Annotated in this window: 9 protein-coding genes and 2 CRISPR repeat arrays; of the genes, 3 read left to right on the forward strand and 6 right to left on the reverse strand. The window is 63.3% G+C overall.

All coding sequences use genetic code 11. From position 1 onward, the window contains the following. Window positions 1-43: 43 nt before the first annotated feature. The gene (gene ybeY / locus PY257_RS04815; protein WP_275739419.1) at window positions 44-526 is read right to left on the reverse strand and encodes an rRNA maturation RNase YbeY; all 483 of its coding nucleotides are present in this window, start codon (window positions 524-526) and stop codon (window positions 44-46) included. Between the two features lie 7 nt (window positions 527-533). After that, window positions 534-1,487, reverse strand: a complete 954-nt coding sequence (locus tag PY257_RS04820; protein ID WP_275739421.1) for a PhoH family protein — start codon at window positions 1,485-1,487, stop codon at window positions 534-536. Between the two features lie 35 nt (window positions 1,488-1,522). On the opposite strand from PY257_RS04820, the gene ruvA reads away from it, so the two are divergent. The 3 genes from ruvA to ruvB are packed head-to-tail and all read left to right on the forward strand — an operon-like array spanning window position 1,523 to window position 4,840. Beyond that, window positions 1,523-2,101 (forward strand): Holliday junction branch migration protein RuvA, encoded by a 579-nt coding sequence (gene ruvA, locus PY257_RS04825; protein WP_275739423.1) that lies wholly within the window; start codon window positions 1,523-1,525, stop codon window positions 2,099-2,101. 41 nt (window positions 2,102-2,142) lie between these two features. Continuing rightward, window positions 2,143-3,765, forward strand: coding sequence for a trypsin-like serine peptidase (locus tag PY257_RS04830; protein ID WP_275739425.1), 1,623 nt, complete (start codon window positions 2,143-2,145; stop codon window positions 3,763-3,765). A 13-nt stretch (window positions 3,766-3,778) separates the two neighbouring features. Continuing rightward, window positions 3,779-4,840: a Holliday junction branch migration DNA helicase RuvB gene (gene ruvB, locus PY257_RS04835; RefSeq protein WP_275739427.1), complete on the forward strand. Its 1,062-nt coding sequence runs from the start codon at window positions 3,779-3,781 to the stop codon at window positions 4,838-4,840. Window positions 4,841-4,908: 68 nt separating this feature from the next. Next, window positions 4,909-5,210: direct repeats of the CRISPR family, unit length 28 nt; unit sequence TTTCTGAGCTGCCTGCGCGGCAGCGAAC. Between the two features lie 658 nt (window positions 5,211-5,868). Beyond that, window positions 5,869-11,119: direct repeats of the CRISPR family, unit length 28 nt; unit sequence TTTCTGAGCTGCCTGCGCGGCAGCGAAC. 129 nt (window positions 11,120-11,248) lie between these two features. Here ruvB and cas6f read toward each other — a convergent pair. The 4 genes from cas6f to csy1 form a co-directional block, all read right to left on the reverse strand. After that, a complete protein-coding gene (gene cas6f / locus PY257_RS04845; RefSeq protein ID WP_275739431.1) occupies window positions 11,249-11,815 on the reverse strand; it encodes a type I-F CRISPR-associated endoribonuclease Cas6/Csy4 in 567 nt (188 codons plus the stop codon). A gap of 12 nt (window positions 11,816-11,827) precedes the next feature. Then, window positions 11,828-12,859 (reverse strand): type I-F CRISPR-associated protein Csy3, encoded by a 1,032-nt coding sequence (gene csy3 / locus PY257_RS04850; protein ID WP_275739433.1) that lies wholly within the window; start codon window positions 12,857-12,859, stop codon window positions 11,828-11,830. 103 nt (window positions 12,860-12,962) lie between these two features. Next, a complete protein-coding gene (gene csy2, locus PY257_RS04855; protein ID WP_275739435.1) occupies window positions 12,963-14,030 on the reverse strand; it encodes a type I-F CRISPR-associated protein Csy2 in 1,068 nt (355 codons plus the stop codon). Beyond that, window positions 14,027-15,340, reverse strand: coding sequence for a type I-F CRISPR-associated protein Csy1 (csy1, locus tag PY257_RS04860; RefSeq protein ID WP_275739437.1), 1,314 nt, complete (start codon window positions 15,338-15,340; stop codon window positions 14,027-14,029). The genes csy2 and csy1 overlap by 4 nt, the downstream gene beginning before the upstream one ends. Between the last annotated feature and the right edge of the window lie 160 nt (window positions 15,341-15,500).

Genomic DNA, 15,500 nt, shown 5'->3' on the forward strand with positions numbered 1-15,500 from the left:
CGATTTGGCTTGAAAAAGCAGACGTTCCAGTCGCATTCCAGGTTCAGTAGGGGTTGGCGAACCCCAGCGCGCCGAGCAGCAGGATCTCCAGCGCCTCCATCTCCAGCGCATCGCGTTCGTTCGTCTCGTGGTCCCAGCCCTGGGCGTGCAGCGTGCCATGCACCAGCAGGTGTGCGTAGTGCGCCTGCAGCGTCTTGCCTTGTTCGGCGGCCTCGCGCGCGACCACGGGCGCGCAGAGCACCAGGTCGGCCATCACCACGGGGCTTTGCGCGTAGTCGAAGGTCAGCACGTTGGTGGCGTAGTCGCGCCCGCGGAACTGCAGGTTGAGCGCGCGGCCTTCTTCCTCGTCCACGATGCGCACGGCGATCTCGCCGTCGCGCTGCAGCGCCTGCGCGATCCAGCGCGTCACCCGCGCGCGCGGCAGCGCTGCCCGGTGCGCGGCGTTGCCGTCGAAGCGGGCGAACTGCAGGCTCAGCGCGAGCTCCGGGGTGCCGGGGGCCTGCCGCCCTTGCCTTGCTAGGGTCATTTGCTATCTATTTCGCGGCACTGCTGTCGCGCTTGTGGGCCGCGTCGTAGGCGTCCACGATGCGCGCCACCAGCGGGTGGCGCACCACGTCGGCGCTGGTGAAGCGGGTCACGGCGATGCCCTTGACGCGCTTGAGTACCCGCTCGGCATCGATCAGTCCGCTCATCTGCGTCTTGGGCAGGTCGATCTGGCTCACGTCGCCGGTGATGACGGCCTTGGCGCCGAAGCCGATGCGGGTGAGGAACATCTTCATCTGCTCGGGCGTGGTGTTCTGCGCTTCATCCAGGATGACGAAGGCGTGGTTGAGCGTGCGCCCGCGCATGAAGGCCAGCGGCGCGATCTCCAGCGCGCTGCGCTCGAACGCCTTTTGCACGCGCTCGAAGCCCATCAGGTCGTACAGCGCGTCGTAGAGCGGGCGCAGGTACGGGTCCACCTTCTGGCTCAGGTCGCCGGGCAGGAAGCCCAGGCGCTCGCCGGCTTCCACTGCCGGGCGCGTGAGCACGATGCGCTGCACGGCGCTCCTCTCCAGCGCATCGACCGCCATCGCCACGGCCAGGTAGGTCTTGCCAGTGCCGGCGGGGCCGATGCCGAAGGTGATGTCGTGGCTGGCGATGTTGTCCAGGTACATCGACTGGGTGGGCGTGCGCGCGCGCAGATCGGCGCGGCGCGTGGCCAGCACCATGGCGCCGTCGGCGGACTCGGCCAGCGCGCCGTCGCCCGCGAGCATGAGCTGCACCGTGTCGGCGGCAATGGGGCGCTCGGCGATCTCGTAGAGCGCCTGCAGCATTTCCATGGCCTGCTGCGCGCGGGCCTTGGGGCCGTCCACCTTGAACTGCTCGTGGCGGTGGGCGATGACCACTTGCAGCGCCGCCTCGATGGTGCGCAGGTGCGCGTCCGTCGGGCCGCACAGGTTGGCCAGGCGCGCATTGTTGTGGGGAGTGAAGGTGTGGCGCAGGATCAAGCCGATAATCCCAGTGGTATTGAGGAACAGGCCCCATGATAGGCAGATTGACCGGAACGCTCACCGACAAGAACCCGCCCGAGGTGGTGCTCGACTGCCACGGCGTGGGCTACGAGGTGAGCGTGCCCATGAGCACCTTCTACAACCTGCCCGCGCCGGGCGAGCGCGTGACGCTGCTCACGCACTTCGTGGTGCGCGAGGACGCGCAGGTTCTCTACGGCTTCGCCGCCGCGGAGGAGCGCGGCGCCTTCCGCCAGCTCATCAAGATATCGGGCATCGGGCCGCGCATGGCGCTGGGCGTGCTGTCGGGCCTCAGCGTGGCCGAACTGTCGCAGGCCATCACGCGGCAGGACGCGGGCCGGCTGGTCAAGATCCCGGGCATCGGCAAGAAGACCGCCGAGCGCCTACTGCTCGAACTGAAGGGCAAACTGGGCGCCGACATCGGCGCCCCCCCCGTGCATGCCGCCGCCAGCGACGCCCAGGCCGACATCCTGCAAGCCCTGCTGGCGCTGGGTTACAACGACAAGGAAGCGGCGGCGGCGCTCAAGGCGCTGCCGGCGGAGGTGGGCGTAAGCGAGGGCATCAGGCTGGCGCTGAAGGCGCTGGCCAAATAGGGGCTGTGCCCGAAATTGTCACGAAGATTGAAAGAGCAATCATGGCGAATGGATGGTGGCAGGGTTTCAAATGGGCTGCGCGCTGGAGTGCCTGCGCCGGCTTGGTCGTGGCGCTGGTCGCGTGCGGAGGGGGCTCCGGTGGGGACGATTCGGGCACATCCACCGCTGGTGGCGGTGACAGCAGCAACACGGGCAGCGGCAGCACGGGCACGGGTGACACTCCCACGACCCCCACGACGCCTGAGACGCCTGTCTGCACACCCGTCATCAGTCCGGTGCAGTATGCCGAGTACCACGTGGCCACCGCTACGAAGGCCGGGTCCGGCACGCCCAAGGCATGGAGCCAGACCCGCGTGGCGCCCGCGCCGCACAGCATCGAACTCGGCGCGCTCGCGCAGACCAAGGTGGCGCAATCGCTGCCGGGCGGCATGCGGCAGATCGGGCTGGCGCGCAGCGTGGCGCAGACCGGCGACAGCGACGCCACGGGGGCGCTGTTGCGCTGGCAGTTCAAGGCGGGTGGGGGCATGGCGGCGGCCATCAGCTTCCGCTCCACGGGTGCCCAGGGCATCCGGCTCGGCATTCTCGTCGACCAGGTGCCCGACGAAGCGGTGCTGCGGTTTTATGCGCAGGGCGGTGGCAGTGTGTTCGAAGTGCCAGGCGCGGAAATCACGGCAGCCATAAGGCGCAACGTCGCTGCGGGCGACGCGGGCAGCGATGCACGCACCTATTGGGCGCCAGACGTGGGCGCCGACGAGGTGACGCTGGAGGTCGAGCTGCCCCGGGGCACGGATCCTTCCACCTTGCGCATCGCGGTGCCGCGCCTGTCGCACTACGTCGTGACGCCGCAGGACAGCGGCTTGCGCGACAGCACCAAGATCGGCCAGGCGGAAGCCTGCACGGTGGATGTATCGTGCGACGCCACTTATGACAACGAAAGCAATTCCGTGGCGCGCATGGCGTTCGTGGAAAACGGCAGCGCCTATCTGTGCACCGGCACCCTGGTGAACGACCAGGCGGCCAGCGAAACGCCGTATTTCCTGAGTGCGAGCCACTGTGTCGCAACGCAGACGGTGGCGTCGAGCCTGACCACCTACTGGTTCTACCGCGCAACCTCTTGCAACAGCGGCATCGCAAGCCAGCAGATGCGGGTTGTGGTGGGTGGCGCGACCCTGCTGTATGCGAATGGGCTGACAGATACCTCGTTCATGCGCCTGAACACCGCGCCACCTGCGGGCGTGGTGTATGCGGGCTGGCAAAGCGCGACGCCCGTGGCAGGAACGTCCGTGGCAGACATCAGCCACCCATCTGGCGACGTACAGAAGCTCAGCGTGGGCAGCATTTCCGGGTTTGGCACCTGCTCCAACATCAGCGGGGATAAGTTCACGTGCAGCAGCGCCACCGCCAGTACGGGCAACTTCGTCACCGTCAATTGGACCAGCGGGGTGACGGAGAGCGGCAGCAGCGGCTCGGCGCTGTTCGCCTCAATCGGCGGGCACCGCTACCTGGTCGGCCAACTCACGGGCGGCACCGCAAGTTGCACGATCAAGAACGGTGTCGACTACTTCGGCCGCTTCGACCTCGCCTACACCGCAGCGTTGAGTCAGTGGCTGGGTGCCACACAGCAAAGCGGTACCACCTGCAGCACGTCTGCTGCGCAGCAATAGTGGCCTCCGGCGCATGACCATCCAGACCGATGACTTCGCCACCGCTCCGCAGTCGCGCGTGGTATCCGCCGTGCCTGCCTCACCGGGCGAGGAAGTCATCGAGCGCGCGCTGCGCCCCAAGCTGCTCGGCGAATACGTCGGCCAGGCCAAGGCGCGCGAGCAGCTCGAAATCTTCATCGGCGCGGCCCGCAAGCGCGGCGAGGCGCTCGACCATGTACTACTGTTTGGCCCGCCCGGATTGGGCAAGACCACGCTCTCCCACATCATTGCCGCCGAACTCGGCGTGAACCTGCGCCAGACCAGCGGCCCGGTGCTCGAAAAGCCCAAGGACCTGGCCGCGCTGCTGACCAACCTGGAGCGCAACGACGTTCTGTTCATCGACGAGATCCATCGCCTCAGCCCCGTGGTGGAGGAAATCCTCTACCCGGCGCTGGAGGACTACCAGATCGACATCATGATCGGCGAAGGCCCGGCGGCGCGCAGCATCAAGCTCGACCTGCAGCCCTTCACCCTGGTGGGCGCCACCACGCGCGCGGGCATGCTCACCAACCCGCTGCGCGACCGCTTCGGCATCGTGGCGCGGCTGGAGTTCTACACCGACGAGGAGCTGGCGCGCATCGTCGCGCGCAGCGCCAGTCTGCTCGGCGCGCCGATGGACGAGGAAGGCGGCTTCGAAATCGCGCGCCGCTCGCGCGGTACCCCGCGCATCGCCAACCGCCTACTGCGCCGCGTGCGCGACTACGCCGACGTGAAGGCCGACGGACGCATCACCCGTACCATCGCCGACCTGGCGCTCGCCATGCTCGACGTGGACCCGCGCGGCTTCGACGTGATGGATCGCAAGCTGCTAGAAGCCGTGATCCATCGCTTCGACGGCGGCCCCGTGGGGCTGGACAACGTGGCCGCGGCCATCGGCGAGGAGGCCGGCACCATCGAGGACGTAATCGAGCCCTACCTGATCCAACAGGGCTACCTGCAGCGCACGCCGCGCGGGCGCATTGCCACGCTGGCGGCGTTCCGGCATCTCGGCGTGGCGCCGCCGCAGAGCGCAGGCGGGTTGTTCGACGCTAGTTGAGCCGCGCGCGCCTACCATCGCGTCGTGCACGGGAATCCACCAGAGATTGCTTTCTGACGTACCTGAATTTTCTGAGCTGCCTGCGCTGCAGCGAACCGTTGGCCCATCCCAACTCGCGCAGTTCTTCTTTTTTGAGCTGCCTGCACGGCAGTGAACTCAAAGGCATCGGCTGCCTGCGCGGCAGCGAACAGCTTGCAGAGTGCCAAGGTATTGGAGAAGACTTTCTGAGCTGCCTGCGCGGCAGCGAACCTTGCCGCAGCGCGGCGATTTCTCGGGTGACTTTTCTGAGCTGCCTGCGCGGCAGCGAACCTTGCGCTCGATGTATGCCCGCGCAATCCGAATTTCTGAGCTGCCTGCGCGGCAGCGAACGTTTTTCAACCTAAATCCGGCAGTTGAACCAACCGAAAAACTGAAAAAACCCAATATCCATGCGGGTTTCCAAAGACTTCGCGTGACTGCAGAGCAGTTCCAAATGGGTGAGTCTGGAAAGCATGGAAACTCAATGCGTGACAGGCACTTGCTCGAATTTTGGGGATTCAACTGCCGGAAATAGGTTCAAATGCTTGAGCGTAGGCACCGGAATTTCTGAGCTGCCTGCGCGGCAGCGAACAGACAGTAGAAGTTTTCGCTTGGGATGAAGATTTTCTGAGCTGCCTGCGCGGCAGCGAACTGCCCGTGCGGCAGCGAACTGCCCGTGCCGGAGGCCATGACCGCAGAGCATTTTCTGAGCTGCCTGCGCGGCAGCGAACTTGTCGTATGAGGGACTTGCAGAATTCGGATGAATTTTTTAAACGCGCCAACGTGCGCTCAAAATAGACTGCGACCCCTCCCCCTACGCTGAACATGAAAAACGCCTCAAAACGCACGAGATCGCCTCCAAATCAATTTGCCCAAAATGGCCTCTAAAAATTCTCGTCAAAATTCCTCAAATCTTAGAAATTTTGCTTAAATTTTAAGCAAATTTAGACGAATTTCGGCAAAAATAATTCTGCAAGTCCCTCGTATGTGTAGCCCATTGCCGCCTGCCATTTCTGAGCTGCCTGCGCGGCAGCGAACGTGCAGTTCACGGAGAAGTTCGGCACGCCGTGTTTCTGAGCTGCCTGCGCGGCAGCGAACGAACCGCGCGGTGCTCGGCACGGGCCGATAGATTTCTGAGCTGCCTGCGCGGCAGCGAACTGCACGACACCCGAGAGAGCCACGTTCTCGGCTTTCTGAGCTGCCTGCGCGGCAGCGAACCGGGAGTTACGGTTATCGGACGTTCCTCTGTATTTCTGAGCTGCCTGCGCGGCAGCGAACACAACCGACACGACCCATGCCTTGCAGATAGATTTCTGAGCTGCCTGCGCGGCAGCGAACCGGGCCGTCGAGCCCAGCACGGCGTCCTGCAATTTCTGAGCTGCCTGCGCGGCAGCGAACATGGAGGTGTTGTGGAGCCATGCGCTGCCGCTTTTCTGAGCTGCCTGCGCGGCAGCGAACCAAATGCAGGCCCGCCGGCAGAATCTGCGCTCTTTCTGAGCTGCCTGCGCGGCAGCGAACGCGGCAAAGCTGGCGCTGGCAACGCGCGGGAATTTCTGAGCTGCCTGCGCGGCAGCGAACGTGTTGCTGAGATGGAGACGCATCGGCATCGTTTTCTGAGCTGCCTGCGCGGCAGCGAACTAATCACTTGAGCTCGAGCTTTTTGAGGGACTTTTCTGAGCTGCCTGCGCGGCAGCGAACGGCAAACAGCCGCGCGGCGCCGGCAAGCCGGATTTCTGAGCTGCCTGCGCGGCAGCGAACGGCGGAGGCCGTCGCGTCCGCTGGACGAACAATTTCTGAGCTGCCTGCGCGGCAGCGAACGCTATTTATAGGGCTAAGGCAGGTGAGGCATGGTTTCTGAGCTGCCTGCGCGGCAGCGAACTCGTACTACAGCTTGGCCTAACAATGGCCCATTTTCTGAGCTGCCTGCGCGGCAGCGAACTGTGCGCTGGCTCTTGCTCACGGCCAGCACCATTTCTGAGCTGCCTGCGCGGCAGCGAACAAACGCCCTTTCCAGATGCAGAGGTCGAGAAATTTCTGAGCTGCCTGCGCGGCAGCGAACTAGCTGAAGAATCACCTGGTTGATGCTCCAGATTTCTGAGCTGCCTGCGCGGCAGCGAACGTGTTGCTGAGATGGAGACGCATCGGCATCGTTTTCTGAGCTGCCTGCGCGGCAGCGAACACCACGAGCTCGACGTCGTGCGGACGCCACCATTTCTGAGCTGCCTGCGCGGCAGCGAACAAATCAAAACAGTTGCGCGAGTAAGTGTCGGCTTTCTGAGCTGCCTGCGCGGCAGCGAACGGCTGATTGACGCGAACGTGCGCGGCCTTGTCTTTCTGAGCTGCCTGCGCGGCAGCGAACCGCTGGTGGTACGAGTGGCCCGAGACAAATGATTTCTGAGCTGCCTGCGCGGCAGCGAACACGGTGCTCCTTCTCCGATTCGTGTCCCCATTTTTCTGAGCTGCCTGCGCGGCAGCGAACCGTCTTCGGCGTCATGCGCACAGGCTTTGTGTTTTCTGAGCTGCCTGCGCGGCAGCGAACGTTCCTGCGCTCGGCCAAGTAATGGCCTATCATTTCTGAGCTGCCTGCGCGGCAGCGAACGTACTCCAGCCACTCGGCGGAGCCTTGAACAATTTCTGAGCTGCCTGCGCGGCAGCGAACGTGATCAGCGCATCCGGGGTCTTGCGTCCACTTTTCTGAGCTGCCTGCGCGGCAGCGAACGCGGACAGTACGGAATGCGTATGGCCCGTGCTTTTCTGAGCTGCCTGCGCGGCAGCGAACTGGACCGTGGACTGGCTCACCCCCGCCTTCTTTTTCTGAGCTGCCTGCGCGGCAGCGAACTCTTCCAGGATGGAAAGGTGCGCGGTGTCCTTTTTCTGAGCTGCCTGCGCGGCAGCGAACCGGTGATGATGTCCTGCGACTCTTCGGCCGATTTTCTGAGCTGCCTGCGCGGCAGCGAACGTATCCGTGACGCTGGACACATCGACCACAAATTTCTGAGCTGCCTGCGCGGCAGCGAACTTGACGACAGGGCCAGCAATGAGCGCGAGAAATTTCTGAGCTGCCTGCGCGGCAGCGAACACCACGCCGACCTCACGCAAAGCGTCGAACATTTTCTGAGCTGCCTGCGCGGCAGCGAACCATTGACATCTATCTCACGACGCAGGCCCCGCTTTCTGAGCTGCCTGCGCGGCAGCGAACTCGAGCTCGTGACGTCCGACCGCTCTCGACCTTTTCTGAGCTGCCTGCGCGGCAGCGAACGCCACGAGGCCGGCAGCGGGCGGACACCGCGATTTCTGAGCTGCCTGCGCGGCAGCGAACATGAAACGTTTGCTTTGCAGACTACAGGGCATTTCTGAGCTGCCTGCGCGGCAGCGAACAGCTTCACCCACGCAAATCAGCGACTGATCATTTTCTGAGCTGCCTGCGCGGCAGCGAACCATGTTCCTGACTCCTAAAAATGTTCCTGACATTTCTGAGCTGCCTGCGCGGCAGCGAACAATTGACAGTAATGTTCGTGCTCTTGCGGGTATTTCTGAGCTGCCTGCGCGGCAGCGAACAATCCGTAGTAGCAGGGTTCTCATCGCAAGCATTTCTGAGCTGCCTGCGCGGCAGCGAACTCGATGGTCATTGCGAGTGCTTCAACGGCCCATTTCTGAGCTGCCTGCGCGGCAGCGAACTTCGGCGGTGAAGTCTTGCAGTTGCTTGCAATTTTCTGAGCTGCCTGCGCGGCAGCGAACAATTGCCCGCTCCTGTTGATTCTGCTCGATCTTTTCTGAGCTGCCTGCGCGGCAGCGAACGACTTCTGTAGCTTCGCGTTCACTGGCCAAACTTTCTGAGCTGCCTGCGCGGCAGCGAACTCGAACTCGTGACGTCCGACCGCTGCCGATCTTTTCTGAGCTGCCTGCGCGGCAGCGAACTGGCCGGCGGACGCCGCGAGGCCGGGGCAGCCTTTCTGAGCTGCCTGCGCGGCAGCGAACATGGCTCCCCGTCCCCTCTGCGTGTCCCCATTTTTCTGAGCTGCCTGCGCGGCAGCGAACTCGAGCTGGTGGCGTCGGTCTGTCGCCGATCTTTTCTGAGCTGCCTGCGCGGCAGCGAACGTCCGCCGTCGTCCTGGTCGGCGTCCCCTTGATTTCTGAGCTGCCTGCGCGGCAGCGAACCCGAAAGCGCCCCGAGCACCGGGAGCCTTCAACTTTCTGAGCTGCCTGCGCGGCAGCGAACAGCTCCACTTCCTCCGGGTCGAGCAGGAGATATTTCTGAGCTGCCTGCGCGGCAGCGAACAAGCCGCGCATCTTCGAGCGGTACTCCTGGCTTTTCTGAGCTGCCTGCGCGGCAGCGAACCTGGCGATCGTCAACCTCTGGAGCATCAACTATTTCTGAGCTGCCTGCGCGGCAGCGAACGCGGCTCTCATGGAAGTCGTTATCAAGGGAAATTTCTGAGCTGCCTGCGCGGCAGCGAACGATCAACCAGCGCGGCAGTCTTGCCCGCGCCAGTTTCTGAGCTGCCTGCGCGGCAGCGAACGCCAACCCGATAGCAACGCCCCAGACGTCAGCTTTCTGAGCTGCCTGCGCGGCAGCGAACTCTTCGTGATCTTGGTATTCTTGGTCGCTGGTTTTCTGAGCTGCCTGCGCGGCAGCGAACTGGTTTCTCGTGCTCTTGTTGCGCTCGGGTTTTTTCTGAGCTGCCTGCGCGGCAGCGAACTTCCTTCAAGCTGCCCGCGAGTTGGTGCACCTTTTCTGAGCTGCCTGCGCGGCAGCGAACGCTCGACCTCAAGGGGACGCCGGCCAGGACGATTTCTGAGCTGCCTGCGCGGCAGCGAACTGTTTCGTCGCAGCCTGGTTGCGCTGGGTTTTTTTCTGAGCTGCCTGCGCGGCAGCGAACTTCGGCGGTGAAGTCTTGCAGTTGCTTGCAATTTTCTGAGCTGCCTGCGCGGCAGCGAACCGCCCGCGCTGCATCAAGATCAGAAGCAACTTTTTCTGAGCTGCCTGCGCGGCAGCGAACTCGAGCTGGTGGCGTCGGTCTGTCGCCGGCCTTTTCTGAGCTGCCTGCGCGGCAGCGAACCACTCGGAGGAACTCTCGCAGCAGGCCCACGATTTCTGAGCTGCCTGCGCGGCAGCGAACATCTTCTGCGACACCGGCAACGAGCACGAAGATTTCTGAGCTGCCTGCGCGGCAGCGAACTTTCAAACATCATCCGCAGCAGACTCGCGTCATTTCTGAGCTGCCTGCGCGGCAGCGAACATTGCCGCGCGCAATGACTTGTTCGTTATCTGTTTCTGAGCTGCCTGCGCGGCAGCGAACCTGGCGCGCAGGCGCACGATCTTGATGTCGAGTTTCTGAGCTGCCTGCGCGGCAGCGAACGCGAACGCCAGCATGGCCAGCGGACGCCTCGATTTCTGAGCTGCCTGCGCGGCAGCGAACAAGTTTGTGGGGCTCGATGAAGCAGCACTGCATTTCTGAGCTGCCTGCGCGGCAGCGAACACAAACCCACGCCACGCCTTCATGCGCGTCGCTTTCTGAGCTGCCTGCGCGGCAGCGAACGCCAAATTTTTCCGTTGAGCGCTGCATGACTTTTTCTGAGCTGCCTGCGCGGCAGCGAACAGAGGAAGGAAGCTCTTCTTTCCCTTCTTCATTTTCTGAGCTGCCTGCGCGGCAGCGAACGACGACATCCGAATCAGTCTTGCCAAGGACCATTTCTGAGCTGCCTGCGCGGCAGCGAACCTCCAGATGTGGCTGGACAATGAGCCCGATGTTTTCTGAGCTGCCTGCGCGGCAGCGAACGACAAGTTTCATGTCGTCAAGATGGCGAACAATTTCTGAGCTGCCTGCGCGGCAGCGAACACGAAATATCGTGCTGTCCACGACGCGCATGAATTTCTGAGCTGCCTGCGCGGCAGCGAACTTGGAGCACAAGGATTGCCTGGCCATCGTCAATTTCTGAGCTGCCTGCGCGGCAGCGAACGGGAAAATGTTGCAGATAAGTGCTGGCGGCCTTTTCTGAGCTGCCTGCGCGGCAGCGAACCAGAAGACATAGGACTGATAGCAAGCGCTGGTTTTCTGAGCTGCCTGCGCGGCAGCGAACCGTCTTCGGCGTCATGCGCACAGGCTTTGTGTTTTCTGAGCTGCCTGCGCGGCAGCGAACATCAGTGCCGAGCGCGAGCTGGCCTTTCGGGCTTTCTGAGCTGCCTGCGCGGCAGCGAACTTGAGCTCGTAGTGTTCGCCCGCCGTCGTCCTTTTCTGAGCTGCCTGCGCGGCAGCGAACTCCATCATAAGTTGCGCAACACTATGATTCTTAAAGAAAACTAACCCCAAAAAGCAAATGCCTCAAATTCACGGACTATCCGTTAACTCCTTGATTCTTATGGACTTGGCATTGAGTCATGGAAAAGGGTCAAAACCAGGGTACGGTTGCGCCATGACTCAAGCCATAGCAGTTGAAGGAGCCGGCTTGGGGGCTAGCTTGTATCGGGACGTGTTCTACGAATAAGCAAAACCTCTGGCCGGTGGTGGCACTGTGCAGTTGCGTGAAAGGCAGGTTTGGCTGGCGTTGCGCGCTGTCGGGGATGGCGGCGGCAGCTTGCTCGGCAGTTTCGCCCTTGCGCAGCATGCGGCGGCGGCGCAGACGCTCCACGCTGGTCTTGAATTGGCGGCGTATCACGGCGCGGTGCAGGGCTCCGGTAGGGGCGGGGGACATGGCAGTCAGCGCGATGTGGTCGCGCATGCCTTTGAGCCAGTCTATGCCCATCAGGCGCGCCAGTGCTGCCTCACTGCTATGCAGGCGCAGCACGGTGCCAAGTGTGCGTGGGTGCTGCTGGTAGCGCGGAAAGCTCACCCCTATGTCGTTTGCCTGCAATTGCACCAGTACCTGGTGCAGCTTGGCATAGAGTGCGCTCAGCAGATGGGCATGGCTGAACTCCGGGTCTGGGAGCAGCGTGATGTCAATGTAATGCGTGGTCATGGGCACTGCCTCTCAGCTTGCATCACCAAACACACCGCCGCGGATCAATATCGCCATCACGAAATGCTGTTGCTCCACAGGAGGGGGCTGGTCCTTGAGCAGCCAGTTGTCGAGCAGTGTGTAGAAGTCCAGCTTCTGCTTGGGCTGGCGGTAGGCCTTGCCTTGCGTGGTGACGGATCCGTACGGCTCCACGGCGATGGGGCCGAGGTCTTGCGCGCCTTCGTACCAAGTGTCAATGGTGCGCAGGGCGTTGCCGATTTTCTGCGAGTGGATGGCGGCGACTTCCTGCCCCTTGGGGCCGATCTGGTAGAGCGTCTTGCTCTTCTTGTCGCCGCGCCCTCGACCGAGGATCAACTCCTGCGATGGGAAAACTTCCTGCCCCGCGCCCATGCGGACGAAGGCGGTGATTTGCAGCAGCACATGGGCTTGGCCGGCCAAGCCTTCGGCAATAACGGTACCCAGCGATGCAACTTCACTATTGATCGCGCCTTGCGCACGCAGGTTGTGGGTCAGCGCATCAAAAGACCAGGATTTTTCCGTTCGCCCGTTTATCAGGCGCGCCACGTTCACCTGCGCGCTTTCGGCGCCCAGGCGGTTGCGCCACAGGAACCGACCATTGGCCAGGTTGACGGCGTAGCGGTTGGTCAGCTCGCCAAAGCCGTGTTGCTGCACATAGGCTTGCACGGTGTGCTGCAGCTTGGCCTGGTATTCGGCGCTGTTGCAGGCCGATGGCGTGCCCGCGCCCGCCAGCACGCGCAGGGTGAATTGCACGCGCAGCGTGTCGGCATCAGCGGGTAGTGCGGCCACGTCCACCGTTTGCAGGTTGGGGTTTTCGATGTCGGCGTCGAGCTTGGCCGGGTCCTGGTCCTTGGTTTTCAGGCGGTTGCTGATCGTGCCGCGCACGGCCTTCTCGCGCACCTGGACTGGCGTCCAGGCGCTGGCGTCGGCCTGCGCGTCCCAGCGGCCGGCGTGGAAGACGGCGTCAGAGGGGTCGAGCTTGCGCTCGAAGGCGAGGACGGAGGCAGTCTTGAGGGTGTTCGACATGGTGGTTCAATCCTTGATTACGGGGTTCGGATCATCAAAATTCATAGCTGCCTGCGCTTGATACATAAGCGCAAAGTGCCAATTTCTTTCAAATTTCTGGCAGTCAGTCATAGGCATAGACATCGCTTTCGTCTTCATCCTCCCATTCGCCTGGGGCGTCAGGCGCTGCATCGGCGGCGTAGCCGCTGCGGCAGCGGTACAGGCCTTGGGCGGCGTCGGTTTCGGCATGCCACAGCAGTTGTTCCAGGCTGCGCAGGCGGTGGGGGCTGATCCACTCGCCCAGCGAATAGACCGATTCGACGAAGCGCAGCGGCGTGGCGGCGTCGCGGGCATTGGCCACGGCGCCGGCCGCATGTTGGCCCGACAGCGCGGCGTAGCCCACCGGAATGGGAACGATCCAGCCGCTGCCCCGTGGGCGCAAGGGGTCGTGCCAGCGCACCTTGCCGTCTGCGGCTTGAGGCTGGTCGGTCTGGGGACGCTCGGCCTCGTAGTTAAAGCGCGAGGCGTGCAGCCAGGCATCGAGCAGAGTGGCCTGCGGAGTGTGTTCGCGCAGCACGCGCAGCCGCTCGGCCAGCAGGTCGTCGCGCCCCACCAGCGCATAGCCGGGCAGCCATTGGCGGCGCCATTCGCGCAGCCGTGTGGCGCGTTGCTGCGTGTCATCGGGCAGCACGGCAATCCAGGGGCGCACGCGCCTGCCGAGTGCTGCGCGCGTTGGCAACAGGCTACCGCCGGCCATGCGCATCTGCGCCAGCACGCGGCTTGCGTCATCGGCCCATTGCTGCAGGGTGTCGGGCGCGTCCTGCACTAGGCGGGGCAGCGCGCCGGGAGCGCGTTTTTCCGAAACGCTGAAGACCAGCGTGATGTCAAGATGGATGCGCCCTTCCTCGACGATGGCGGCCGTGCTGCCGTCCTTGTCCACCGGGTTGCGGGTGAGGTTGAAGCTGTGCACATAGCCTTGCGTCGTCTGCTCCTGATAGTGGTGGCAGACCACGCCGACGCCATGCAAGTGCAAGGGGATGCCCGCCTGGTTCAGCTTGCGCTCCAGCGCCCACATCAGGCCGGTGAGGGCGGTGATGGCAGGGAAGCCGTGGGTGAGCGGGCTGGAGATGGCGTTGGCGTTCTGCACGCGCAGGTGGGGGAAGACCAGGATGGCCTGGGGGTGTTCGCTCATTGCGCAGCCTCCAGTTCCGCCTGCAGCACTTTTTTCCATTCACGCGCTTCAACTTCGCTCACGGGGAGCCCGGTCTTCCCGAGTTGCTGGTTCAGCCAGTTGGCAAAACGCTTGCCCACCTGCGCGGGCCAGTCCATCCATTGCCATTGGCTGGCAAACGCGCCTTCGCTCGGCAATGTGGCGCGCAATGGGTCCAGCCACAGTTGCTCTTCTAGCGCTAGGCGGTCGAAGCGGTTTTCCGGATCGGTGCCGGGGCGCGTCCAGCCTGCCGGCATGGCTTGCTGCAACTCCCCGGCCATCGATACCAGTTCATCGAGCAGCATGTCGATGTAGATCACTCGGCGCTCGCGGGTTTTCAGATTCGGTTCGGGGTCGGATGCGAGGAACTCTCGCAGCCCGCGCACGGCCTTGCGCACATCGGGGCGGGCGATGAACAGCCGGTCGAACACCGATTCGGCATGCGCGGGCAAGCGCCGCGCGCTGACCGCCCACGCGGGCGGCAGCGATGACAGCAGGTAGTTCACGCCACCGCGTTCGCTGTTGAGCTGGCTGATGTTCTGCGGCTTCGTTCCACCCATCTTCTGCACGGCCAGATCGGGGTAGTCGTGGAGTACGCCGTCGTGCGCCTTGCGATCACGCCGAGCCTGGCGGGCGGCCTTGTTGGCTTCGTCGAAGCGATCTTCCTGAATCTGCGCATGCACCGCGTGGGCCAGCGATGTGGCAAACAGCGGCGCCAGCAGTTCGTAATCGCCATCGGCGCAGGCATCGCTGCCTGTCAGCCAGTACAACTGCTTGGCCCTTGTGTGCGAACTGGGGGGGGCAGCGCGCGGCTGCGTCAGGCCGACAAAGGCGTCGCGCAGCGATCGGGCCTGGGCGGGGTTATTGTGCAGGGCCTGAATGGCGGCTTCGTCCTCCGCTAGCAGTGCAGCCAGCAGGCTGCGGCCATCAAGCTCCAGCTTCAGGAATTTATAGACATCCAGCGCCCCGGCAGAGCCGACCACGTCGCCCGTGAACGCTGCGCCCAGCGCGTGGCTGCCCAGCACGCCGAGGCTGGGCAGACTGTTTGGCTCCACATACAGATTGGTGCCACGTGCGTCGGGGTGGATGGGTTTGAGGGAGTGGGTGACGGCCTGGATTTGCGTCACGCGCCGTGCGGCATCGTCAATCCAGGCATCGAACTGGTGCTGTGCCAGTAACTCCGCGCGTTTGGGGTCGTCGTCCTTGAGCTTGTCGAGCTTGGCCTGCAGGCGTTCCTGGATGAAAACATCAATAGCAGACCGCCAGAACGCTGGGTTGGTGGTTGGCTGCATACATCCTCCCTTAAAAATGTGAACCATGATACTTGGAATCTTATATCATGTCATCCTGCCGTGGAGGTAGCTCAGCAAATGATCCTTGGGATCTGTCTTCCGTGTTCCTTTTTCTGCCGCATAGGCAGATTTTTGTATTGACATAGTGAATACGAGAATT

It is taken from the genome of Curvibacter soli (assembly GCF_029211125.1).
GTDB lineage: Bacteria > Pseudomonadota > Gammaproteobacteria > Burkholderiales > Burkholderiaceae_C > Curvibacter_A > Curvibacter_A soli.

Bases quoted from the DNA above. Each gene is read 5' to 3' on its own strand.
- ybeY (WP_275739419.1), bottom strand. From the start codon at position 526: ATGACCCTAGCAAGGCAAGGGCGGCAGGCCCCCGGCACCCCGGAGCTC.
- ruvA (WP_275739423.1), top strand. From the start codon at position 1,523: ATGATAGGCAGATTGACCGGAACGCTCACCGACAAGAACCCGCCCGAG.
- PY257_RS04830 (WP_275739425.1), top strand. From the start codon at position 2,143: ATGGCGAATGGATGGTGGCAGGGTTTCAAATGGGCTGCGCGCTGGAGT.
- ruvB (WP_275739427.1), top strand. From the start codon at position 3,779: ATGACCATCCAGACCGATGACTTCGCCACCGCTCCGCAGTCGCGCGTG.
- cas6f (WP_275739431.1), bottom strand. From the start codon at position 11,815: ATGACCACGCATTACATTGACATCACGCTGCTCCCAGACCCGGAGTTC.
- csy3 (WP_275739433.1), bottom strand. From the start codon at position 12,859: ATGTCGAACACCCTCAAGACTGCCTCCGTCCTCGCCTTCGAGCGCAAG.
- csy2 (WP_275739435.1), bottom strand. From the start codon at position 14,030: ATGAGCGAACACCCCCAGGCCATCCTGGTCTTCCCCCACCTGCGCGTG.
- csy1 (WP_275739437.1), bottom strand. From the start codon at position 15,340: ATGCAGCCAACCACCAACCCAGCGTTCTGGCGGTCTGCTATTGATGTT.